The following is a 22128-nucleotide window of genomic DNA, read 5'->3' as shown; positions in this document are numbered from 1 at the left end:
GTCCCAGGCCTCCTATCGGCGAATCGCCAAGCGCTGCTCGAGGTAGCGCAAAAGCATGGCGATGAGGTAACAGGCTGCGACATACAACGCCGTGGTCACCAGCCAGGTTTCGATGACCCGGTAGCTTTCGACGTTGATCTTGCGCGCGTAATAGGTCAGTTCCGGCACAGCAATCGCGGCCGCCAGGGACGTGTCCTTGAACAGCGAGATGAAGTTGTTCGAGAGCGCCGGCAGCACGTTGCGCAGCATCACCGGCACGATGATGTAGGCCCGTACCTGCCATTCGCCAAGGCCGATCGCCAGACCGGCTTCGCGCTGGCCTTTGTGAATGCTCAACAGACCGGCGCGGAACACCTCTGTGAGGTAGGCTCCTGCGTACAACGACAGCGTCACGATGAACGAGGGAATCTTGTCCATACGTATGCCCAAGCTGGGCAAGGCGAAGTAGATCAGCAGGATCAACACCAGAATCGGCGTATTGCGAACCACCGTGACGTACACCGACGACACCACGCGCAGCGCCCGGTAACGGGACAGCATCGCAAACGCCGCCATCAGGCCAATCACGCAGCCGATGGCGATGGAGATCAGCGCCAGCTCAAGGCCCAGACCCAGCCCCGCCAGCAGACTGGGGAAATCCCGCCAGACGGCTGCAAAGTTCAACTGATAATTCATGGTCAGCAGTACCTGGGACGTGAAGACACTACGGCCTTCCCCGCCCCGTCAGTTCGGTCATGTGGGCCGGATTACTTGTATTCCATCGGGAAACCAATGGCCGGAGTCGGCAGCTCGACGCCGAACCATTTCTTGAAGGATTCGGCGTACGTCGGGAATTCCACGCCGGTCATGGCTTCATGCAGCGCGGTGTTGACGAAGTTCAGCCAGTCCTGATCGCCGCGTTTCACAGCGCAAGCGTAGGTCTGCGGGCTCCAGGCAAACGCCGGGGAACGGTAACGCCCAGGGTTCTGCACCATCAGGTATTTAACCGAAGACTGGTCAGTGGCCGCCGCGTCTGCACGGCCGGAGTTAATCGCCTGGTACATCAGATCGACGCTGTCGTACTGATCGACTTTGGCTTTGGGCAACGCCTGGTGAACCAGTTCTTCTGCGTAAACGTTCTGCAGCACGGCGACGGTCACGCCATCACCAGCGGCTTTGAGGTCATCGATTTCCTTGTACTTGCTGTTAGCGGGCAGCAGCAGCGCCACGCCTTCGCGGTAGTACGGCAGGGTGAAGGCCACTTGCTGCGCACGGCTGGCGGTAACGGTGATGAACTGGCAGCTCATGTCGACTTTGTCGGTCAGCAGGTTCGGAATCCGCGCATCGGACGACTGCACCACAAACTCGACCTTCGTCGGGTCATTGAACAGACCCTTGGCAACGATCCGTGCGATGTCGATATCGAAACCCTGCAATTTGCCGTCAGCGCCCTGGAAGTGCCACGGAGCGTTGGTGCTGCCCGTGCCCACCACCAGATGGCCGCGTTGCAACACGCTGTCGAGCTTACTGTCAGCCGCTTGAACCGTGGTCGCCAGCGTTGCTGTCGCTGCCAATAAAAACGCACAAGCTTTCAGAAAAGAAGGTCCGCGATGCATGTGATGAACTCCGCAAGAAGGTGTTTATTCCGCTATACCGGAACTGAGTATGTAACAACGGAATAGACAGCAGAAAGTGTGCCACAGAATCGACGAACAAGAACAGCAGTGAAAAAGCACCCAATATCAATGGGCTAGCCATCAACGGAGGGAATCAGAGGGCTAATGCAGACACGAAAAGTCGCTACTGTTCCCCACAACCGCTGTGTACCCAGGCCCCAGCGTTGTGCGTAACGCGCCACAAACGCGCACCCAGCGATGATCGCCCCCCCGTTCGTCGCGTTGACAGCACATTGGCATCGCGACAGATGCCTAAACGTGGATAAGAAATCAGTCAGACGGGAGACGCATCATGAGCACGTCCAAACTGTCGCACCTGCTGGTGGCAGGGTTTCTGAGCCTCGGCATCACTGCCCTGTTCGCATCCAATGCTCTGGCCGCCGAAGCGGGAGGATCAGCGTTACCGCCCGGTGTAAACCCTTCTTCACCGGCGGGAGGGAATGGCGGTGACGCCCAGGGTTACGAAAAGAAGCCCGCAAACCCCGAGCCTGCAGGCACCGATAAAAAAGCAGCCGGCACGCAGGCTCCGGTCAAACACACCCAACCGTCGAAAACCGACCGCACGCATTCAAATCAGAAGAAAGCGGCCCCCACCAAGCCGTGATCGAAACGCTGCATGGGCGCAGCGCTGCTAAGGTTAAAGGACCGGCCGTACAGGCCGATGAAACAGGGAACGTTGGCACCGTTAATGCTTCTAACCACTTTATGAAGCTTTTATGACAGCTGCGTGACGCTTCGCACCCTCGGTGCATCTCACAGGCTGTACGGTGGAGGAAACACTCGATGAAAGAACGTGCCACAGTGATTTGCCGACGGGACAACGAGATCCTGTACGTGCGCAAGCCCAAGGCACGCTGGAACCTGCCAGGCGGGAAAGTCGAAGCCGGAGAATCACCCGCTCAAGCGGCCGTACGTGAGCTACGTGAAGAGACGGGCCTGATTCTTGAGGATCTGTCCTATGTCACCCGCTTCGAAGCAGCGACTGTCCTGCATCACGTGTTTGAAGTCTCAGTCACCTTCATCGTTACGCCCGCCCCCAAAAACGAAATCGCCGACTGCAAATGGTTTACCGCCAAGGCGTTGAGCGAAGTGAAGGTAAGCCCCTCCGTTAAGTCAATCATCAAGGCGTTCCTGAGCGATGCCATTCCGTAAAGCGGGTTTTCTTCGTAAAGCGGCTTTTCGTCACACCGGTGCCCTGAAACGACCGCCAGCCTGATTTCGTTGGGTCAGCCTCGTTCCTCCCCGTATATCTGTCATCTCAGCTATGCGACAATGCGCGCCACTGTCCGGCATGAATCCCGCATCCAAGCTGCCCAGCGCCCTGAACAAGGTCGACGCTGAGGCGGTTTTTTTGCCTGTCGGATTCACTGAAGATTGTGACAGGCGCGAGCTCACCGGCTCATCCGCTTCACCAATGTACGCCCAAGCGGCGCTTGGTCACTTCCAAGCTATTGAAAGGTAAGGTAATTGATTTCCACAGCAAATATCACGATGCAGTTCGGCGCAAAACCGCTGTTCGAGAACGTTTCGGTCAAATTCAACAACGGCAATCGCTACGGCCTCATCGGCGCCAACGGCTGTGGCAAATCCACGTTCATGAAGATTCTGGGCGGTGATCTGGAGCCGTCTGGCGGTCAGGTCATGCTCGAGCCGAACGTGCGCCTGGGTAAATTGCGTCAGGATCAGTTCGCCTACGAAGAATTCACCGTGATCGATACCGTGATCATGGGCCACGAGGAATTGTGGAAAGTCAAAGCCGAGCGCGACCGCATTTATTCGCTGCCGGAAATGAGCGAAGAAGACGGCATGGCCGTGGCCGAGCTTGAGACCGAGTTCGCTGAAATGGACGGCTACACCGCTGAATCCCGCGCGGGTGAGCTGTTGCTGGGTCTGGGTATTCCCCTGGAACAGCATTTTGGCCCGATGACCGAAGTCGCGCCGGGCTGGAAGCTTCGTGTGTTGCTCGCTCAGGCGTTGTTCTCCAATCCTGAAGTGCTGTTGCTCGACGAACCGACCAACCACCTGGACATCAACACGATTCGCTGGCTGGAAACCATTCTCACGGCGCGTAACAGCACCATGATCATCATTTCCCACGACCGTCACTTCCTCAACAGCGTGTGCACCCACATGGCTGACCTGGATTACGGTGAGCTGCGCCTGTTCCCGGGTAACTACGACGAGTACATGACGGCCGCAACCCAGTCGCGCGAGCAACTGCTGTCGGACAACGCCAAAAAGAAAGCCCAGATCGCCGAACTGCAGACGTTCGTCAGCCGTTTCTCGGCCAACGCCTCGAAAGCCAAGCAGGCCACCTCCCGCGCCAAGCAGATCGACAAGATCCAGTTGGCCGAGGTCAAGCCTTCGAGCCGCGTCAGCCCGTTCATCCGCTTCGAGCAGACCAAAAAGCTGCACCGTCAGGCGGTGACCATCGAGCACATGTCCAAAGGCTTCGACGGCAAGACCCTGTTCAAAAACTTCAGCTTCACGGTTGAAGCGGGCGAACGCGTGGCGATCATCGGCCCGAACGGCATCGGCAAGACCACCCTGCTGCGCACGCTGATGGGCGAACTGACCCCGGATGCAGGTTCGGTGAAGTGGACTGAAAGCGCTGAACTGGGCTACTACGCCCAGGATCATGCCCATGACTTCGAAGACGACGTGAGCCTGTTCGACTGGATGGGCCAGTGGACGCAGGGCGAGCAGATCATTCGCGGCACTCTGGGCCGTATGCTCTTCTCCAACGACGAAATCCTCAAGTCGGTGAAGGTCATCTCCGGTGGTGAGCAAGGCCGCATGCTGTTCGGCAAGCTGATCCTGCAGAAACCGAACGTTCTGGTCATGGACGAACCGACCAACCACCTGGACATGGAATCGATCGAGGCGCTGAACCTGGCGCTGGAAAACTACCCGGGTACGCTGATCTTCGTCAGCCATGACCGCGAGTTCGTTTCGTCGCTGGCCACGCGCATCATTGAGCTGAGCCCGAATGGCGTGACCGACTTCAGCGGCACCTATGACGACTACCTGCGCAGTCAGGGCGTGGTGTTCTAAGCCGCTACGCTTTTGTCGAAAGCCCCGTCCATGCGACGGGGCTTTTTTATGGGCGCCGGCTTAGCGGATCGGCGAACGCCCGTGAATGCCTCGTTCAGCCGCAACGGCATCGTAAGCACAGGACGGGTTTAAATCGTTAGCCTGCTTTCATTTCTGTTGATCCCGCGCGATGATGACGCACTCCCACCGCTCCAGCGAAGAGTCCAATGTCTGCCGCCCTGCCGCCTAACACGCCTGCTTCAAACGCCAGTTCAATGGCGATCACGCTGCAAATCGTTTCTATCGTGTTTTATACGTTCGTTGCCTTCCTGTGCATCGGTTTGCCCATCGCCGTCATGCCCGGCTATGTGCACAATCAGCTTGGATTCAGTGCGGTGGTGGCGGGTCTGGTGATCGGATCGCAATACCTGGCGACCCTGCTCAGCCGCCCGGTGGCTGGCAGGATCTGCGACACCATCGGCACCAAACGCGCAATTGTTTACGGGCTTTCCGGTATCGCATTGAGCGGTGTGCTGACGGTGGTGGCCATCTTGCTGGAGTCATTTGCGCAGGCCAGCCTGATTATTCTGGTGATCGCCCGGCTGATCCTTGGCGGGTCTCAAGGGCTGATCGGGGTCGGGACCATCAGTTGGTGCATCGGGCAAGTCGGGTCTGAGCATACAGCGCGTTCCATTTCCTGGAACGGCATCGCCTCCTACGGCGCGATTGCCATTGGTGCGCCGTTGGGCGTGGTGATGGTCGATGCACTGGGCTTCGTCAGTTTAGGCCTGGTGCTCACTGCGCTGGCCGTTGGCGCGCTGCTGTTGATTCGAAACAAGCCGCCGGTGCCCGTGGTTCGTGGCGAGCGCATGGCGTTCTGGTCAGTGTTCGGCCGCGTGGCGCCTTATGGTCTGAGCTTGACCCTGTCGTCGATCGGTTACGGCACCCTGACCACCTTCATCACCCTCTATTACGTGAACCGTGGCTGGGAAGGCGCTGCGTGGTGCCTGACGGTGTTCGGCATCTGCTTCATCGTGGCCCGACTGTTTTTCATCAACGCGATCACCCGTTTTGGTGGCTTCCGCTCGGCCATCACCTGCATGTCGGTGGAGACCGTCGGGCTGGTGTTGCTGTGGCTCTCACCGAGCACTACCGTGGCCCTGATCGGGGCGGGTCTGACCGGCTTTGGCCTGTCGCTGGTGTACCCGGCCATCGGTGTCGAGGCGATCAAACAGGTGCCCAACAGCAGTCGCGGTGCCGGGTTGGGTGCGTACGCGGTGTTCTTCGATCTGGCGCTGGCGATTGCCGGGCCGTTGATGGGCGCGATTGCGCTCGGCATGGGGTACGGCTGGATCTTCTTCTTCGCCGCCCTGCTGTCAGTCCTCGCGCTGGCCTTGACGGTGCTGCTGTCTCGCCGTCCCACCGTAGACACACGCGTGTAGCGGAATACTGATCGGACATCCGCGGAACGAGCTGAACTGCCGAGTCGCAGCCGGGTCGGAACTAACACATCCACCGTGACAGGAGCGTGCGCGTGAACCCCGACCCTGCAGGCACCCGTGTTCCCCCTACGGACATGGCTGGCGTACGCGATGTCCATCGACTTCGCGTGCTGACGGTCAACACCCATAAGGGATTCACCGCACTGAACCGACGCTTCATCCTCCCGGAACTGCGTGAAGCCGTGCGCAGCACAGGCGCCGATCTGGTGTTTTTGCAAGAAGTGCTTGGCAGCCATGATCGGCATGCCGAGCGGTTCTCGGATTGGCCCGTGACTTCCCATTATGAGTTTCTGGCCGACAGCATGTGGAGCGATTTTGCTTACGGCCGCAATGCGGTGTATCCCGACGGGCATCACGGTAACGCGCTGCTTTCCAAATATCCGATCCTGCATCACCGCAACCTGGACGTGTCGATCACGGGGCCCGAACGGCGCGGGCTGTTGCACTGCGTGTTGCAGGTCCCGGGGCATGAAGAGGTGCATGCGATTTGCGTCCATCTGAGCCTGCTGGAAAGCCATCGGCAATTGCAGCTTGATCTGCTTTGCGCGCTGCTCGACTCGTTGCCGGAACATGCGCCTGTGGTCATCGCGGGTGACTTCAACGACTGGCAATTGCAGGGCAACAAGCGCCTGGCCCGGTGCGAATATCTGCACGAGGCCTTTGAGCGCAGTCATGGACGACTGGCGAAAACCTATCCGGCACGTTTCCCGTTGCTACGCCTGGACCGGGTGTACCTACGTAACGCCACCAGCCACAATCCGAGGATTCTGGGCACCCGGCCCTGGACTCATTTGTCCGACCATTTGCCATTGGCGGTGGAAGTGCACATGTGAGTGCACCCGTTCAGCACCTCATTCGCCCAATCGCTCCTGCACCAGTAATCGAGCCTGCCGCGTCATCTGATCGAGGTGGCGATCTCGCTGTTTCTCGGCATCGGTCATGGCCCGCTTGCCATTCTGTTTAAGCAGATAGGCGTGAATCTGGCGCACTTCCACCGAGTTGTAGATCGGCGCGACGTCCAGCACCGCAAGCAAGCCATCGGTCTGACGGTCGCGGGTATTCATTACGACTTGCGGGCCGCGCGCTGCCAGAACCTGAAACCCCATAGCCTCGAAATACGGCACCTTGCTGACAAAGCATGCCAGCTCGGCGTGCGTGTATCGCTCGACCATCTGGCGCAGCATCGCTCGGGCGATGCCGCGCCGACGCTGGCTGGCTTGCACCGCCATATACGCCACTGCGCAGGCCTCGGGGTCGTCCTGGACCGGCAGGTACAACAAGAAACCGATGACCATCGAAGGGTCTTCGTCGTCCAGGGCGACGATCAGTTCGACCGGAAAACCCCGAGAGCCATTCATGGCTTGCAGATACTGATGAACTTCGTGCCCGACCCCGTACTGATACAGCTGATACAGCGGGTTGCTCGCAACAATGCCGACCATGCTGATGTCGGTCACGTAATCGACCACCATCTGCATGATCTGACTCTGGATCGACTCGGGCGGCGTGTTTTCAAGGCGGGTGATGGTGTACATGAGAATCCTGACTCTGGGCAAAGGCTCCACGGCGACGATCACGTGGAGGGGCAGACCCGCGCATCATACCCGCTTCTGGCGCAGAGCCGGCGCTGGGTCTGTCAGTGTTGCCGCGCAGACACCGCTGCTTTTCTGATACACCGCGTTCGCTGCCCTCGTAACCTCGGACGTCTCCTACAGGTTTTGCGTTGTTGTGAGGCAGTGCGGCAGGCACTGGATCGTGTTCGCCTCACTCATGAATCAAGCGCATTGATGCGTCATCAGGGTTTTAAACCGTTCCCTTCGACAAGCGCAAAGCATCCACAACCAAGGTCAGCGCACGGGAGGACTGACGGCGGCTCGGGTAGTACAGGTGAAATCCGGGGAACGTCGGAAACCACTCCTCCAGCACCCACTGCAGCCGGCCGGATGTCACGTAGGGTCTGGCGAGGTCTTCGGGAATGTATGCCAGACCGAACCCGGCCAAGGCCGCCTCAAGCATCTGATAAGCGCCGTTGAATGTCAGTTGGCCGTCGACGCGCACCTGAACCTCGGTTTCGTCCTTGCTCAGCTCCCAGGCATAACACCCGCCATGGGTTGGCAAGCGCAGATTGATGCAGTTGTGTTGCGTCAGCGCCTGCGGCGTTTCAGGCGCCGGGTGGTCCTTGAGATAGCCGGGAGCACCGACGATCGCCATCCGCATGTCCGGTGCAATCTGCACGGCAATCATGTCTTTGGCCACCTGATCGCCCAGGCGCACACCCATGTCGTAACGCTCGGCGACGATGTCGGTCAGCCCGTAGTCAGTCATGATCTCGACCTTGATGTCCGGGTATTGCGGGAGAAACGTCAGCAGGCGCGGCCAGAGCACCGAATTCGCGGCATAGTCCGTCGCTGTGATGCGAATCGTCCCGCGCGGCTGGTCACGAAACGCCAGAATTTCCGCGGGATCGGCGTCAATTTCTTCGAAGCGCGGCGCCAGGCTGTTGAACAGCCGCTCTCCCGCTTCTGTGGGCGCGACACTGCGGGTGGTGCGCGTCAGCAAGCGCACGCCGAGCCGCGTCTCCAGCGCACGAATGGTGTGGCTCAACGCGGACTGGGACACGCCTAGCTGAGCCGCCGCGCGGGTAAAACTGCGCTCCCGGGCCACGGCCAGAAACGCGAGAAGATCGTTGTAACTGTCACGGGCCATTGAGGATCCCCATTAAGCAAATTCAGAGTGCGTGGTGTGCGCCGGTTCAAGTCAGAAAGCCGATTCCCGTGGATCGATGCCAATGGCTTCAGTTGGCCTGTCGTGACTGCGCCCACGCCCTTACCGCTTCGGCAAACAGCCGCAAGGCCATCGGCGGGTGGCGGTTGGCCGGGTAATACAGGCACACGCCGGGATAGGTCGGACTCCATTCCGGCAGCAGATGGACCAGGCGCCCTTCCTTCAAATGGTCTTCGACCTGCGTCAGCGGCGCCCACGCGATACCGATGCCGTTCAGCGCGGCTTCAATCATCATGTTGATGTTGTCCATCGTCATCGGCCCGTCGACGTCGATGCTGGTGCTTTGCCCCATGTACTCGAATTCCCAGCGAAACAGCGCGCCGCTGGCGAACTTGAAGCGGATGCAACGGTGCTTTTTCAGGTCATGGGGCAACTGAGGCGCCGGATGCCGCGACAGGTACGCGGGCGAGGCCACCGCACCAAAGTGAATGTCCTGGCCGAAGCGCACCGCAATCATGTCTTTGGGCACATCGTCGAAAATCCGGATGCCGGCATCGAAGCCATCGCCCACGATGTCCACCAACCGACTGTCGGCGATCAGCTCGATATGGATCTGTGGGTAATCCTCCAGAAACTTCGGGACGACGTTGTGAATCAAGGTTCTGATTGACGATTCCGAAGCGCTGATCCGAATGGAACCTGACGGGGTATTACGCGCGGAAGTGACTTCGTTGACTACATTGGTGAGGTCGTTGAGTAACGGGCGCACGCCCTGCAGCAATTGCTCGCCCGCCTCGGTCAATGCCACCGAACGTGTGGTGCGGTTGAAAAGACGCATCTCCAGCCGCGCCTCCAGGTTGCGCATCGAATGGCTCAGTGCCGAGGGCGACACGCCCAGCACTCGGGCTGCACCACTGAAACTCTGGTGCTCGGCAATGGCGATGAAGGCCGTCAGTTCCGGTAAGTCGGCTCGAATCATTTATGAATTACCCTCATGTAGCCATGCAGCGTTGGGCGGATTGTTGAAGAGGGTACATCAATATAAGGTAGTTCGAACCCTATCGAAGGAGACAGAAATGCAACAGCGCACACTCGGTAAAGGCGGTCTGCAGGTGTCCACCATCGGCCTTGGCTGCATGGGCTTGAGCTTCGCTTACGGCCCGGCGACGGAAAAGTCCGCCGCCATCAAACTGATCCACGGCGCCTTCGAACGCGGTGTCACTTTTTTCGACAGCGCGGAAGCCTACGGCCCCTACACCAACGAAGCCCTGCTCGGTGAGGCCCTCGCCCCGTTTCGCGACCAGATCGTGATCGCCACCAAATTCGGCTTCAAGAACGGCGAACCGCCGCAAGGTCTGGACAGCCGTCCGGAAACGATCCGCGCCGTGGCCGAAGCGTCGCTCAAACGGTTGAAGACCGATCGCATCGACCTGTTTTATCAGCACCGTATCGACCCCAACATACCGATTGAGGACGTGGCCGGGACGCTCAAGGATCTGATCGCCGAGGGCAAGGTCCGGCATTTTGGCATGTCCGAGGCGGGAGCCGATGCGATTCGCCGCGCCCACGCGGTGCAGCCCGTGGCGGCACTGCAAAGCGAATACTCGTTGTGGTGGCGTGAGCCGGAAAAGGAAATCCTGCCGTTGCTGGAGGAACTGGGCATCGGCTTCGTCCCGTTCAGCCCGCTGGGCAGAGGGTTTCTCACCGGCGCCATTGACGCTGATACCACGTTTGCTGACGACGACTTCCGCAAAGGGCTGCCACGTTTCAGCGAAGAAAATCGCAAGGCCAATGCCCAGCTGGTGGCCGTATTGGGCAAGATTGCGGACGGCAAAGGCGCCACTCGCGCACAGATCGCCATCGCCTGGCTGCTGGCGCAGAAGCCCTGGATCGTGCCGATTCCCGGCACCACCAAACTGAATCGGCTTGAGGAAAACGTCGGTGCCGCCAACGTCGTCCTGACCGCCACCGATCTGCAGGCGATCGACTCGGCGCTCAAGGCCATCGAGATCGTCGGCGACCGTTACCCGGCTCACTTGCAGAAAGCCGTCAACCGCTGACCCGCGACGCTGAGCTTGTCCCGGGAAATTCTGCAGCACACGCAGCGTTCTCCATTGGTGAACGCTGCTCATGACGGCATCCCGCCTACGCCCCTTAATCCGCCTGCCAGGGTTACCTAAGATGGAAATCTATTTCAGGAGGCCCATGTATGAAGCTGATCACAACCACCCTCGCCACCCTGTGCTTCTCGGCCTTGGCGGGTGCTGAGGAAGGCAAGCCCCGGCCGGACCCTAAACCGTCGCCGGACGTCCTTGAAGTCACACCGCAGCTCTACCGCTACACCACGGACTTGCTGTTCGGAGAGGTCTGGAAACGTCCGGACCTGATCCCTCGCGACCGAAGCCTGATCACCCTAGCCGCCCTTCTGGCCAGCGGGCAGACCCCGCAGATGACCGGGCACATCAAGCTGGCGCTGGACAATAGCGTGAAGCCGAGCGAAATCACCGCACTGATCACCCATCTGGCGTTTTACAGCGGCTGGCCCAACGCAATGTCGGCAGTGAGCGTGGCGAAGCAGGTCTTCACCGAGCGGGGTCTTGATCCCGATGAGATCACACCGCCGCCGAGCGAACCGCTCAAGCTGGATGAGGACAGCGAAGCCAAACGCCGTGCGGCGGTTCAGGGTTCAGTGGGTGCCACGGCGCCGGAACTGGCGCGCTACACCAACGATGTGTTGTTCGGTGATCTGTGGCGACGCACCGATCTGACGCCAAGGGATCGAAGCCTGATCACCGTGGCGGCGCTGATTGCACAGAACCAGTCGGTTCAGTTGACCTTCCACCTCAACCGAGCGATGGACAACGGTCTGACGCGCGAGCAGGCCGCCGAAGTCGTCACCCATCTGGCGTTCTACGTGGGTTGGCCGAAAGCGATGTCGGCGGTACCGGTGCTCAAGGACGTCTTTGCGTCGCGCAGCGCGGGTTGAATCCATCGCGCATGTTCGACCGCAGGCGTAAGAAAACAGGGCTGACGTCGATGGGTCATCGGGTCAGCCCTAGGGCATGCTGCAACGATGTGAACCTTTGCCGGCAGGGATCAGCGCAATTCGACCCGCTCGAACCGGCCGGCCAGGACGCCGTAGGCGAATACTCCCAGCAACCCGTGTGCCGCCACGAACCACAGCGCGATATTGAACGACCCGGTGGTCGCCACGATGTACCCAATCACCACGGGCGTGATGATCCCGGCAATGTTGCCGATGCCGTTGAACACGCCGCCGCTCAAGCCGACCATATTTTTAGGTGCAGTGTCCGAGAGCACTGCCCAGCCAACCGCCGCCAGGCCTTTGCCAAAGAAGGCGATGGCCATCAGGGCGATGACGATCCAGTTGGCGTCGACGAAGTTCGCCATCACCAACACGGTGGACATCACCATCCCGATCAGGAACGGCGTCTTGCGCGCGACCGAAGGGTGTACGCCGCGACGAATCAACATGTCCGAGAACATCCCGCCCAGCACGCCGCCTGAAAAGCCGCAGATCGCCGGGAGTGCCGCGACCCAGCCGGCTTCCATGATGGTCATGCCACGGCCCTTGATCAGGTAAATCGGGAACCAGGTGATGAAGAAATACGTCAGCGCGGTGATGCAGTACTGCCCCAGATAAATCGCCCACAGCGTACGGCTGGTGAACAGTTGCTTGATCTCCTTGAACGTCGCTTTGTTCTTCTGTTCCTTGCGGTTGAGTTCCAGATCCACCAGGGCGCCGCCTTCGCGCATGTAGTCCAGCTCCTTGCTGCTCAGGCGCTTGTCACTGTGGGGTTCGCGGTACAGGGCGAACCAGAACAGGCTCAGCACCAGACCCAGCCCGCCCATCCACAGAAACACATGCTCCCAGCCCAGCGCGTGGGTCAGCCAGGCCATCAGCGGGGTGAACAAGACCACCGCCATGTACTGCGCCGAGTTGAACAATGCTGACGCGGTACCGCGCTCACTGGTGGGGAACCAGCACGACACAATGCGGTTGTTGGCGGGAAATGCCGGAGATTCCACCAGTCCCAACATGAAGCGCATGGCGAACAAGCTCATCGCAGCCGAAGCGCCCATCAGGCCGAACCAGCCGACAGTGCCTTGCGCCATCGTGAAACAGGACCACAGGACCAGGCTCCAGCCATAGACCCGGCGTGCGCCAAAGCGATCAAGCAGCCAGCCGCCCGGAATCTGCCCCAGCGCGTAGGCCCAGGCGAACGCCGAGAAAATCATCCCGAGCATCATCGGGTCCAGCCCCAGGTCCTTGACCACGCCCGTGCCGGCGATGGACATGGTCGCCCGGTCCGCGTAGTTGACCACGGTGACAATGAAGATCATCGAAAGAATGAGAAAACGGTGGCGGCCGACCTTCGCTTGCGCGTCGGCGAAATCCGCAGGAAGGGATTTACTGAGCATGGTGCGTCTCCCGCCCGCTCTGTGAAGGCGGGCATTTTGTTTTTGTTGTCGTACAACTCTCACGCCGATGATAGGAGCCGATATCGATTCAGGTCTAACATAGAGACTGTATGGATTGATGCGGATATTGAATCGTGGAATTGCACCAGTTGCGTTGTTTCGTCGCCGTCGCTGAAGAGCTGCATTTCGGGCGGGCGGCTACCCGGATGCACATGACTCAACCACCGCTAAGTCGGCAGGTTCAGTTGCTTGAGCGCGGGTTGGGCATCCAGTTGCTGGAACGCAATAACCGCTCGGTGAGGCTGACGGCAGCCGGTCAGGGTTTTCTGCGCGACGCGCGGCATCTCCTGGCGTTCTCGGACCAGGCGGCGGATGGCGCTCGGCGTCTGGCGCGGGGTGAAGCAGGCAACCTGACGCTAGGGTTCACGGCCGTCAGCGCGTACCAGATGATTCCCGCCCTGCTGGCTCGTGCCGCCGAAGCACTGCCGGGGTTGCAGTTCACGCTCAAGGAAATGGTGTCCAGCGCGCAACTCGAAGCGTTGGCCGCCCACCGCATCGACGTGGGATTTGTCCGGCACGTCAGTGATCACGACACCCTCGACGCGCAACTGATCAGCCGCGAACCCTTGCTGGTTGCGCTGCCGCAGCAGCACCCGCTCGCGCATAAACCCGCCATCGCCGTGCGCGACCTCGACCAGCAGCCGTTCGTGATGTATGCGCCCGATGAAGGCCGGTATTTCTATGACTGCATCGCAGGGCTGTTCGCCATGACCGGCATCACCCCGCGTTACGTCTATCACCTGGGCCAGACCCATACCGTGGTCAGCATGGTCAAGGCGGGATTGGGCGTGGCGATCGTTCCGGCCTCGGCCACGCAGTTGCACAGCGAAAACCTGGCGTTCCGTCCGCTCAGCGATGCGCAGTTGCATGCCGAGTTGTATCGCGTGTCACGCAGGGATAACGACAACCCGGCGCTGCCCGCCTTCAAGGGGTTGATCCAGGCGCTGGCGTGATGCCTGGGCCCGGAAGGTGGACCGGCCATGGTCCGCATACCGGCCCCTGTCGCACATAGTTAAACATTCAATCCCCGTCATTCCTGAATCACCTCCCGCAACCTGATGACTATGGACAGTGACGATACCCGTCATCGCAAAAACAGATTAACCAGTTAGTCCATTTTGTGGTTTCATTGCGCCCGCTTGCGAGCGCGCCCGCGTGCCGCCCTCCTTCTTTACGCCTTCGTCCCCGTGACGACCTACTGCCATCCAGGTTGATCAATGAGCAATTCTTCGCATATCACGTTCGAATCCGGTTCGCGCCGTTGCCTCTCTACGGCGCTGGTCGTCGGCTCCGTGCTGGCCATGGCAGCCTCCGCGCCGACCATGGCCGATGACTGGCTGGAGCAGTCGACGATGACAGGTGACTGGGATGGCAGCCGCAGCCGACTGGCCGCGCAGGGCGTGAAAATCACCGGCGACTACAGCGGGGAGACGGTCTACAACGCCCACGGCGGCAAACAGCGCGGAACCCGCTATTCACAGAACATCAAGCTGGGTGCGCAGTTCGATCTCGGCAAACTGCTGGATCTGGAAAGCGGCGGCAAAATACAGTTGACCATCAACGACCGGCGCGGCAACGACGGCTCCGGCGATCTGGTGGGCAACCGGCTGCCAGTACAGGAAAACTACGGTGGCCTGTACACGCGGCTGACCGAGCTTAGCTACGAAAACACCCTCTTCAGCCCGGCACTGAACGTCAAGCTGGGTTATATGGCGATGGGCAATGACCTGGGCGGCCTGAGCAGCGGGATTCTGTGCAACTTCATGAACGCCGGTTTTTGCGGTCATCCACTGGCGATGTCCGGCGGCAGCGGCTGGAGCAACTATCCCAACGCCCATTTGGGCGCCATGGCCAAGTATCGCTTCACACCGAACTTCGCATTGCAGGTCGCTGCCTTCAAGGTCGACGCCGCCAGCAACGGCCAATCCAGTCGCGCCTGGGACATGGCGCCTAAAGACAGCACGGGCAACATTCTGCCCATCGAAGCGATCTACAACGTGCTCGGCGACATGCCCGGCGAGTATCGCGTCGGCTATTACTACGACACGTCCGACGCCCCGCGCATCGGCACGAGCAAGGAAGTCGCAGGCCGTGAGGGCTCGTATTTCCTCATGGACCAGGCGATCTGGAATTCAAGCGATGTCAGCGGCCGCAACGTCCGCGTGTTCGGTCAGTTCTCCAACGCCAGCGCTGCAGCCGCGCCGTTCCGTCGCTGGTATTCGACCGGCTTTGCTCTGAAGAAACCGTTCGTGTCCCGTCCCAACGACACCGTCGCCATCGGTTACGGTCGTGCGGTCTTCAACTCGCGCAGCCGGGACGTGCAGGAAAACGCAGCGCTGGCCAACGGTCAGGACTTCCCGGACCTGGCCAGCGGCGAAGGTCTGGTGGAGATGACGTACGGCGCACAGATCGCGCCATGGCTGACACTGCGCCCATCGGTGCAGTACATCATTGAACCGGGTGCGTTCTATGGTGAAGACATCGACAACACCCTGATCGTCGGCTTGCAGGTCAAAGCGACGCTGTGACCCGGCAACCGCCCATCGCCTGGCTGGGCTTTCATTGGCCCAGCAACGCGGCGACGTAATCCACGAAGACCCGGGCCTTGGCGCTGGTCATGCGCCCGGCCGGGAACACCGCCCACAAGTCTACGGGCGGTAACGTCCAGTCATCCAGCACGGTCACCACTTCGCCGCTCGCCAGTTCCGGCGCGAACATCCATTCCGAGGCCATCGCCAGCCCGAGGTTGGCCTTCACCGCCGCGCGCACCCCCTCCGCAGCCGACACGCGCAAACGTCCGCCCACCGATGCGCTGTGTGTTTCGTCACCCCGGCGCAGCAGCCAGGTATCGCCGCCCCCGGCGCGGTTATAGACCACCGCCTGATGCTCCTCCAGATCCCATGGATGGAGAGGAACCCCATGGCACGCCAGATACGCGGGCGTGGCGATCACCCGTCGCCGTCCTTGAGCGATCTTCTTTGCCGTCATCGACGAATCATCCAGCACGCCCATGCGCAACGACACGTCGATGCCCTCTTCCACCAGGTCAACACTGCGATCATCGAGAATCACCTCGATATTCAGCCCTGGATGCTGCTTGAGCAATGGCCCCAGATAGGGGACCACATGCAGGCTGGCGAAAGTGGTCGCGGCACTGATCCTCAATCGCCCGGTAAGCCCCACCCCCACTCCACGTACCGCGGCATCGGCTTCGTTGGCATGATCGACCGTGAGCCGTGCGGCGTCGTAATAAGCCTGCCCGGCTTCGGTCGGCGTCAGCCCGCGGGTGGTGCGCAGCAGCAGGCGCGTGCCCAGGGTTTGCTCCAGCGAGGCGATGGATTTCGACACGGCGGGCTGCCCAACGCCCAGGCGCTTGGCGGCAGCCGAGAACGACCCGGTTTCCACGGCACAGATAAAGGTTTCCATCGCGGCCAGACGGTCCATCAGCATTCCTTCTTCAATCGTTCTTGAGGCAGCACGCAGCATCGCCGATACCCGACGGCAGCAACAGCCTGCATGCAAAAAAGGCCGCCACGGTAGGTGGCAGCCTGATTTCACATCACCGCTCAGCCGCGCAAGGCCGGCAACAGATCGGTCGGTTCTGGACGCAGAGTGTAATCGGGATTGACCTCGGCGTACTTGATCACCCCGTCCTGGCCGATCACGAAACGGCCCGGCATCGGCAGTACCCAACCGGCGTCGTCGTTGAAGGTCGGCAGGTCATTGCCGAAGCCTTTGTACAGGTCGATCAGGTAGTCCGGCAGCTTGAAGCGCAGACCGAAAGCCTCGGCCACCTGACTTTTGACGTCACTGAGAATCGGGAAGGTCAGGTGGTTCTGGCGCACCGATTTGCGGCTGTTGGCTTGAACCTGCGGAGAGATTGCCACCAGGTTCGCGCCCAGTTCACGGTACTGAGGCAAGGCTTCTTCCAGTGCTTGCAGCTCCATGTTGCAGTACGGGCACCAGACACCCCGGTAAAAACTGATCACCAATGGTCCTTTCGCCAGCAAATCAGTGGAGGAGACCGGGTTACCGTCCGGATCGTTGAGGGTGAAGACCGGCGCTTTGTCACCCACTTTCAGGGTGCGTTGGGCCTGCCCGGAAGCGATGAGCTCGTCGGTGGCACGCTTCATGATCGCGTGTACCGGTGCAGGCGCGTTGTAGGGTGGTTTGCCCGCAACGAAGTCAGCTTTGAAGGCGTCGAGTTTGGCTTGGAGGGTCATGGCGGTATTCCTTATGGGGGATGAGTGAAGCGAGGCGCTCATCCTCTCAATCCGCACCGGCGCCAAGAAGACGGGCTCAGGTGATAACAGTCATGCGTTGAAGGAATGGGCGGGCGTGCCTTACCTTGAGATCGCTCAATGACAAAGCGCCCCGCGTTCTGACCTCTGCAAACCCATCGAGTGGCCACGCAGCGGGCACCATTTTCATCCCAACGATTGCAAAAAGCGGTCACTCGACTGCAACCTCCATGGATTGTTTGGTTCAGACTATTTCGATACAGGCAAAATCGCGCATCATGGCCGCAGTCAGTTCAAGGGAGATCTTCATGCGCCTTACATCATTTTCTATGGGTCTTGCCGCCTTTTCATGGCTGGTGATGTTCACCGGCACCGCGCAGGCCAGTGAAGAAACGCAACTGGTGCAGTCGATCAACAGCTTTCGCAGTCAAGCGCAGCCATGCGCCAACGTGGTGTCTCAGGAACTCCCTCCCCTGACCGCCGATCCACGCCTTAACCTGCCGCCCACCGGCAGCGTGGATCTGCAACAGGTGCTGGCTCGTGCGTCCTATCCCATGGTGACCGTGCAGGCGATCTCATTGTCCGGGCCGCGTGACGCGCCCTCGGCGATGAAGGCCATTCAGGAAAGCTTTTGTCAGGTGGTATTGGACCCGCAGTTTGTCGATGTGGGCGTCAGCCGCAATGATCGTGACTGGCGTATCGTGCTGGCGCGCCCCCTGCTGGCCGGTGGGCTGGGCAACTCCCAGGCCGAAGGGCAGAAAATACTCGGGCTGATCAATACTGCCCGCAGCGTGCCGCATCAGTGTGGCGGTCAACCGTTCTCGGCAGCCGCCCCGCTGGTCTGGAACGACACCCTGGCCACGGCCGCCGAGGGGCACACCCGGTCCATGGCCAACAACAATTATTTCGATCACAAAGGTCGCAACGGCGGCACGCCAGGCGATCGTGCGGAGCTCGCGGGTTATCTCGGGCAACAGATCGGTGAAAACATCGCGGCCGGGCAAGACAGCGCCCGCAAGGTGGTCGAAGGCTGGCTCGCCAGCCCCGGTCATTGCGCCAACCTGATGAACCCGGACTTCCGCGACCTCGGCGCCGCCTACGCGACCGACCCGAAAAGCGACGCCGGCATTTACTGGACCGCGATGTTTGGGGTGAAGCAATAACCACCATTTGAACGCCCGGCGCTGTTTTGCGCGGACTGACTCGATCACTGTAGGAGCAGTCGGAGGTTACGACGGCCGCGAATGCGGTCTTTCTGTTGCATCCATGTTGAACGAAACACTGCATTCGCGAGCACGCTCAACTACGCAGACTGGACTGCATCCTCGCTGCGCGCATTGACTCGGTCCCTGTGGGAGACAGAATCGACCCACCGCATTCGTCCGAGTGCGGCCCATACCCTCGTAACCTCGGACGTCTCCCACAGGGAAAGCGTCAATGCGCACAATGTTAATTTGACAGAGCACCTATGGGCTGGAATGGGGTATCTACACCCTACTTCGCCTTCCCGTCCTTCGGTTTGTAAAACAGAAACTTCCCGGTTTCGGCCGTCTTGATGTACTCGCTGGCCCAAGCGGGTTTGACGTTGCGGTCGTGGAAGTACATCGCGCCCTTGGTGCTGTCGGTGAGCTGCTGGTTAAGGGCCTTGCGGGCGATTTCCTTGGAGGCGGCGTAGCGATCGTCTTCCTTCACTTGATCGGAACGCCCGTCGCACCACCAGGAAAACTGGCAGGCTTTCTTCTCCGACCCCTGCTTGACCACGCCACAGATCGTGTCCGGATAGCCCTCATGGCCCAACCGGTTGAGCACGACGTTGGCCACCGCCGACATGTCCGCATCGGTACCGCCCTTGGCTTCCCAATAGATCGTGCGTGACAGGCAGACGATGGCATCGTCCACCGACGCCGCGCCCTCAGGGTCAACGGCCTGAGCTTCGGACTTGGTGATGATTTCGCTCTTGGGCACGGCCGGTGTCGCACCGTCCTTGTCAGCGGCTTTTTCTTCCAGCACTTGCGCTTTGCTGACCACAGCCTCCGGCTCCGGGGTCGTGTCAGCCGCCTGCGACTGGCCAACGAACGCAGCCATCAGCAGGCAGATTGAAAGGGAAATAAGGCGCATCGTCGAACCTTCTGTTCAAGGCCGATCGCGCCTGCATCCGCATTACGTCCGGGCCGCCGTCAGGGCCTGTTCGCCAGCGGTAAGTCGGAACATCGCAAGCTGTCGTCGACCGGTTATGGGGTGTTGTTTTAGGGAGACGCCACGGATCAACAGCGAGTAGAGAAGCGCTCGCTGGAAGCAGCATAGTGGCGTTTTAACTTTATGCAACGGCTTTCATTTGCGGGACGGGTGGTGCTTGCAACCGACTCCCACGGTTAACGATATTGAGGGGCAGCGATGCCCTTTCCCAGCGAGCCTTATGCATGGCAATCAAGCCGTTTTTACTGATGATGATAGCGTCGCTCTGCCCGGCGCTGGCCTGCGCGGAAAGCGGGTATGGATTGAGCGCCGCGTTAAGCCGTGCCGCGCCGGATGCTGATCCCCAGGTCATCGAACTGGCCGTGCAATCGGCGCAATGCCGGATGTCGACGTCCGGCACCTCCACCACAAAACTTGCGGTCATCGATTACTCGCGCCCCTCGAACGAGCCGCGGCTGTGGGTCTTCGACCTCGACACGCGCACCCTGCTCTTTCACGAACTGGTCGCCCATGGCCGCAACAGCGGCGAAAACCTGGCCACGCAGTTTTCCAACGAACCCGACAGCCTGGCCTCCAGCATCGGCCTCTACAGCACCCGCGAGACCTACGTGGGGCGCAACGGTTATTCGCTGCGCATGGACGGCCTGGAACCGGGGGTCAACGACCGGGCCTTCGAACGTGACGTGGTCATCCATGGTGCCGATTACGTCAGCAACGACTTCGCCCGCGCAAACGGGCGAATCGGCAGAAGCCATGGTTGTCCTGCGGTGCCGACGGCCGCTGCGAGGCCGGTGATCGACACCTTGAAGGAGGGTCAACTGGTGTTCATCTATTACCCGGACGCGCAATGGCTGAACTCATCGACGTTCATCCACTGCACGCCCGCAACAACGTTGCGCTAGCCCCGAGACAGGCGGCCAAGCGCCGGCGCCAACCCGGCAGTGCTCGCGGATGAAGCCGGCGGTTTCTCGGGCGCGACAGGCTCTGCCTTTTCCGGTTCAGGCTCGCCGTTGAGCGCCCTGTTCATCTTGTCCGTGTCCAGCGCGCCGACCCATTTGGCGATGGCCATGGTGCCTACGCCGTTACCGATGGTGTTGGTGATCGCCCTTGCCTCGGACATGAAGCGATCGACTCCGAGCAGCAGAACCATCCCCGCCACTGGAATGGTGCCCAGCGATGCCAGGGTGGCCGCCAGGATGATGAAACCCGAGCCGGTAACGCCCGCCGAACCTTTGGAGGTAAACATCAGCACGGCCAGCACGATCAATTGATCGGTCAGGGTCAGTGGTGTGTTGGTGGCTTGCGCGATGAAAATCGCGGCGATGGTGTAGTAGATCGCCTGACCGTCCGGGTTGAACGTCAGGCCCGAGGGAATGATCATCCCGGCCACCGGTTTCGACACGCCGGCTTTCTCCATCTTCGAAATCATCTGCGGCAACACCGATTCCGATGAGCTGGTGCCCAGCACCGTGAACAGCTCTTCCTTGATGAATCGCAGGAACTTCCACAGGCTGAAACCGCTGTAACGGCAGATGGGCCCGAGCACAAAAATCACGAACACCGCGCACGTCAGGTACACACACGCCATGAGTTTGCCGAGGGAGAACAGCGAGCCGAAGCCATACTTCCCAATGGTGAAGGCAATGGCGCCGAATGCGCCGATCGGTGCCAGACGCATGACCATGTTGACGATGCGAAACATGCCCTGCATCAGGCTGTCCAGCGCGTCGACAAAGACTTTTCCGCGAGGCCCGACCTGGGCCAGCGCGACGCCCAGCAGGATCGAGAACAGCAGAATCTGCAGCACGTTGCCCTTGGCGAAGGCATCGACGATCGTGTCGGGAATGATGTTCATGATGAAGTCCATGAACGACGCGTGTTTGGCCGCGGTGGTGTAAGTCGCCAGGCTTGAGGTGTCGAGGGTGGCGGCATCGATGTTCATGCCGGCGCCCGGCTTGAACACGTCGACCACGACCAACCCGACCACTAACGCCAGGGTCGACACGACTTCGAAATACAGCAGCGCGCGGAAGCCGACGCGGCCGAGCTCTTTCATGCTTTCCATGCGGGCGATGCCCGAGACGACGGTGAGGAAAATCACCGGTGCCAGCAACATCTTGATCAGCTTGATGAACGCGTCGCCCAAGGGTTTGAGCGCGGTGGCGGTTTCGGGGACGAACACGCCGACGATGGCGCCGAGAATGACGGCGATGAGCACTTGTACGTAGAGTTTGCCAAGTATTCTTTTCATGACAGGGCCCTGATTTTTATTGT

General features: G+C 60.3%; 21 protein-coding genes. 11 read left to right on the top strand and 10 right to left on the bottom strand.

Annotated features, from left to right (window positions below):
* Positions 1 to 12 precede the first annotated feature (12 nt).
* Positions 13 to 675, bottom strand: coding sequence for an amino acid ABC transporter permease (locus ABDX87_RS27150; protein ID WP_074750485.1), 663 nt, complete (start codon positions 673 to 675; stop codon positions 13 to 15).
* A 71-nt stretch (positions 676 to 746) separates the two neighbouring features.
* Positions 747 to 1595, bottom strand: coding sequence for a transporter substrate-binding domain-containing protein (locus tag ABDX87_RS27145; RefSeq protein ID WP_346830667.1), 849 nt, complete (start codon positions 1593 to 1595; stop codon positions 747 to 749).
* A 352-nt stretch (positions 1596 to 1947) separates the two neighbouring features.
* On the opposite strand from ABDX87_RS27145, the gene ABDX87_RS27140 reads away from it, so the two are divergent.
* From ABDX87_RS27140 to ABDX87_RS27120, 5 genes are all read left to right on the top strand, one after another.
* Entirely contained in the window at positions 1948 to 2259 is a 312-nt protein-coding gene (locus ABDX87_RS27140; protein WP_346830666.1) for a hypothetical protein, read from the top strand.
* Between the two features lie 179 nt (positions 2260 to 2438).
* Positions 2439 to 2807, top strand: coding sequence for an NUDIX hydrolase (locus tag ABDX87_RS27135; protein WP_346830665.1), 369 nt, complete (start codon positions 2439 to 2441; stop codon positions 2805 to 2807).
* 315 nt (positions 2808 to 3122) lie between these two features.
* Positions 3123 to 4709 carry an ABC-F family ATPase gene (locus ABDX87_RS27130; RefSeq protein ID WP_074750477.1) on the top strand — a complete coding sequence of 529 codons (1587 nt, stop codon included), beginning with the start codon at positions 3123 to 3125 and terminating at the stop codon, positions 4707 to 4709.
* A 206-nt stretch (positions 4710 to 4915) separates the two neighbouring features.
* On the top strand, positions 4916 to 6130 hold the full coding sequence (locus tag ABDX87_RS27125) for an MFS transporter (protein WP_346830664.1): 1215 nt from the start codon (positions 4916 to 4918) through the stop codon (positions 6128 to 6130).
* Between the two features lie 134 nt (positions 6131 to 6264).
* Entirely contained in the window at positions 6265 to 7023 is a 759-nt protein-coding gene (locus ABDX87_RS27120; RefSeq protein ID WP_346833631.1) for an endonuclease/exonuclease/phosphatase family protein, read from the top strand.
* 18 nt (positions 7024 to 7041) lie between these two features.
* Here the strand turns inward: ABDX87_RS27120 and ABDX87_RS27115 are convergent, their stop codons facing one another.
* From ABDX87_RS27115 to ABDX87_RS27105, 3 genes are all read right to left on the bottom strand, one after another.
* Positions 7042 to 7725 carry a GNAT family N-acetyltransferase gene (locus ABDX87_RS27115; protein WP_346830663.1) on the bottom strand — a complete coding sequence of 228 codons (684 nt, stop codon included), beginning with the start codon at positions 7723 to 7725 and terminating at the stop codon, positions 7042 to 7044.
* 268 nt (positions 7726 to 7993) lie between these two features.
* On the bottom strand, positions 7994 to 8896 hold the full coding sequence (locus tag ABDX87_RS27110) for a LysR family transcriptional regulator (protein WP_346830662.1): 903 nt from the start codon (positions 8894 to 8896) through the stop codon (positions 7994 to 7996).
* A gap of 88 nt (positions 8897 to 8984) precedes the next feature.
* Positions 8985 to 9893, bottom strand: a complete 909-nt coding sequence (locus ABDX87_RS27105; RefSeq protein ID WP_346830661.1) for a LysR family transcriptional regulator — start codon at positions 9891 to 9893, stop codon at positions 8985 to 8987.
* A 97-nt stretch (positions 9894 to 9990) separates the two neighbouring features.
* On the opposite strand from ABDX87_RS27105, the gene ABDX87_RS27100 reads away from it, so the two are divergent.
* Together ABDX87_RS27100 and ABDX87_RS27095 are read left to right on the top strand one after the other, a co-directional pair.
* On the top strand, positions 9991 to 10974 hold the full coding sequence (locus ABDX87_RS27100; RefSeq protein WP_346830660.1) for an aldo/keto reductase: 984 nt from the start codon (positions 9991 to 9993) through the stop codon (positions 10972 to 10974).
* 149 nt (positions 10975 to 11123) lie between these two features.
* On the top strand, positions 11124 to 11900 hold the full coding sequence (locus ABDX87_RS27095) for a carboxymuconolactone decarboxylase family protein (RefSeq protein WP_346830659.1): 777 nt from the start codon (positions 11124 to 11126) through the stop codon (positions 11898 to 11900).
* A gap of 110 nt (positions 11901 to 12010) precedes the next feature.
* On the opposite strand, the gene ABDX87_RS27090 is transcribed toward ABDX87_RS27095, so the two are convergent.
* A complete protein-coding gene (locus ABDX87_RS27090; RefSeq protein WP_346830658.1) occupies positions 12011 to 13357 on the bottom strand; it encodes an MFS transporter in 1347 nt (448 codons plus the stop codon).
* Positions 13358 to 13491: 134 nt separating this feature from the next.
* Here ABDX87_RS27090 and ABDX87_RS27085 point away from each other — a divergent pair, with 134 nt between their 5' ends.
* Both ABDX87_RS27085 and ABDX87_RS27080 read left to right on the top strand, forming a co-directional pair.
* Positions 13492 to 14370: a LysR family transcriptional regulator gene (locus ABDX87_RS27085; protein WP_346830657.1), complete on the top strand. Its 879-nt coding sequence runs from the start codon at positions 13492 to 13494 to the stop codon at positions 14368 to 14370.
* 348 nt (positions 14371 to 14718) lie between these two features.
* The gene (locus ABDX87_RS27080; RefSeq protein ID WP_346833630.1) at positions 14719 to 15945 is read left to right on the top strand and encodes a carbohydrate porin; all 1227 of its coding nucleotides are present in this window, start codon (positions 14719 to 14721) and stop codon (positions 15943 to 15945) included.
* A gap of 31 nt (positions 15946 to 15976) precedes the next feature.
* Here ABDX87_RS27080 and ABDX87_RS27075 read toward each other — a convergent pair whose 3' ends face one another.
* Together ABDX87_RS27075 and ABDX87_RS27070 are read right to left on the bottom strand one after the other, a co-directional pair.
* Entirely contained in the window at positions 15977 to 16861 is an 885-nt protein-coding gene (locus tag ABDX87_RS27075) for a LysR family transcriptional regulator (RefSeq protein ID WP_346830656.1), read from the bottom strand.
* A gap of 122 nt (positions 16862 to 16983) precedes the next feature.
* Entirely contained in the window at positions 16984 to 17640 is a 657-nt protein-coding gene (locus ABDX87_RS27070) for a peroxiredoxin-like family protein (protein ID WP_346830655.1), read from the bottom strand.
* Positions 17641 to 17966: 326 nt separating this feature from the next.
* On the opposite strand from ABDX87_RS27070, the gene ABDX87_RS27065 reads away from it, so the two are divergent.
* Positions 17967 to 18821, top strand: a complete 855-nt coding sequence (locus ABDX87_RS27065) for a CAP domain-containing protein (RefSeq protein WP_346830654.1) — start codon at positions 17967 to 17969, stop codon at positions 18819 to 18821.
* Positions 18822 to 19152: 331 nt separating this feature from the next.
* On the opposite strand, the gene ABDX87_RS27060 is transcribed toward ABDX87_RS27065, so the two are convergent.
* Positions 19153 to 19743, bottom strand: coding sequence for a cell wall hydrolase (locus ABDX87_RS27060; RefSeq protein WP_431061286.1), 591 nt, complete (start codon positions 19741 to 19743; stop codon positions 19153 to 19155).
* Positions 19744 to 20078: 335 nt separating this feature from the next.
* Between ABDX87_RS27060 and ABDX87_RS27055 the strand changes: the two genes are divergently transcribed.
* Positions 20079 to 20756, top strand: coding sequence for a murein L,D-transpeptidase catalytic domain family protein (locus tag ABDX87_RS27055; RefSeq protein ID WP_431061186.1), 678 nt, complete (start codon positions 20079 to 20081; stop codon positions 20754 to 20756).
* On the opposite strand, the gene ABDX87_RS27050 is transcribed toward ABDX87_RS27055, so the two are convergent.
* The gene (locus ABDX87_RS27050; RefSeq protein ID WP_346830652.1) at positions 20753 to 22105 is read right to left on the bottom strand and encodes a dicarboxylate/amino acid:cation symporter; all 1353 of its coding nucleotides are present in this window, start codon (positions 22103 to 22105) and stop codon (positions 20753 to 20755) included. The two genes, ABDX87_RS27055 and ABDX87_RS27050, sit on opposite strands and share 4 nt — an antisense overlap.
* Positions 22106 to 22128 lie beyond the last annotated feature (23 nt).

Source organism: Pseudomonas abietaniphila, from assembly GCF_039697315.1.
GTDB lineage: Bacteria > Pseudomonadota > Gammaproteobacteria > Pseudomonadales > Pseudomonadaceae > Aquipseudomonas > Aquipseudomonas abietaniphila_B.
Note: the sequence above shows the minus strand (reverse complement) of the source record. Positions and strands in the feature narration are given on the sequence as shown.

Bases quoted from the DNA above. Each gene is read 5' to 3' on its own strand.
- ABDX87_RS27070 (WP_346830655.1), bottom strand. From the start codon at position 17,640: ATGACCCTCCAAGCCAAACTCGACGCCTTCAAAGCTGACTTCGTTGCG.
- ABDX87_RS27100 (WP_346830660.1), top strand. From the start codon at position 9,991: ATGCAACAGCGCACACTCGGTAAAGGCGGTCTGCAGGTGTCCACCATC.
- ABDX87_RS27105 (WP_346830661.1), bottom strand. From the start codon at position 9,893: ATGATTCGAGCCGACTTACCGGAACTGACGGCCTTCATCGCCATTGCC.
- ABDX87_RS27080 (WP_346833630.1), top strand. From the start codon at position 14,719: ATGGCAGCCTCCGCGCCGACCATGGCCGATGACTGGCTGGAGCAGTCG.
- ABDX87_RS27120 (WP_346833631.1), top strand. From the start codon at position 6,265: ATGGCTGGCGTACGCGATGTCCATCGACTTCGCGTGCTGACGGTCAAC.
- ABDX87_RS27060 (WP_431061286.1), bottom strand. From the start codon at position 19,743: ATGGCTGCGTTCGTTGGCCAGTCGCAGGCGGCTGACACGACCCCGGAG.
- ABDX87_RS27150 (WP_074750485.1), bottom strand. From the start codon at position 675: ATGAATTATCAGTTGAACTTTGCAGCCGTCTGGCGGGATTTCCCCAGT.
- ABDX87_RS27050 (WP_346830652.1), bottom strand. From the start codon at position 22,105: ATGAAAAGAATACTTGGCAAACTCTACGTACAAGTGCTCATCGCCGTC.
- ABDX87_RS27075 (WP_346830656.1), bottom strand. From the start codon at position 16,861: ATGGACCGTCTGGCCGCGATGGAAACCTTTATCTGTGCCGTGGAAACC.
- ABDX87_RS27110 (WP_346830662.1), bottom strand. From the start codon at position 8,896: ATGGCCCGTGACAGTTACAACGATCTTCTCGCGTTTCTGGCCGTGGCC.
- ABDX87_RS27090 (WP_346830658.1), bottom strand. From the start codon at position 13,357: ATGCTCAGTAAATCCCTTCCTGCGGATTTCGCCGACGCGCAAGCGAAG.
- ABDX87_RS27095 (WP_346830659.1), top strand. From the start codon at position 11,124: ATGAAGCTGATCACAACCACCCTCGCCACCCTGTGCTTCTCGGCCTTG.
- ABDX87_RS27140 (WP_346830666.1), top strand. From the start codon at position 1,948: ATGAGCACGTCCAAACTGTCGCACCTGCTGGTGGCAGGGTTTCTGAGC.
- ABDX87_RS27055 (WP_431061186.1), top strand. From the start codon at position 20,079: ATGGCAATCAAGCCGTTTTTACTGATGATGATAGCGTCGCTCTGCCCG.
- ABDX87_RS27115 (WP_346830663.1), bottom strand. From the start codon at position 7,725: ATGTACACCATCACCCGCCTTGAAAACACGCCGCCCGAGTCGATCCAG.
- ABDX87_RS27135 (WP_346830665.1), top strand. From the start codon at position 2,439: ATGAAAGAACGTGCCACAGTGATTTGCCGACGGGACAACGAGATCCTG.
- ABDX87_RS27125 (WP_346830664.1), top strand. From the start codon at position 4,916: ATGTCTGCCGCCCTGCCGCCTAACACGCCTGCTTCAAACGCCAGTTCA.
- ABDX87_RS27145 (WP_346830667.1), bottom strand. From the start codon at position 1,595: ATGCATCGCGGACCTTCTTTTCTGAAAGCTTGTGCGTTTTTATTGGCA.
- ABDX87_RS27065 (WP_346830654.1), top strand. From the start codon at position 17,967: ATGCGCCTTACATCATTTTCTATGGGTCTTGCCGCCTTTTCATGGCTG.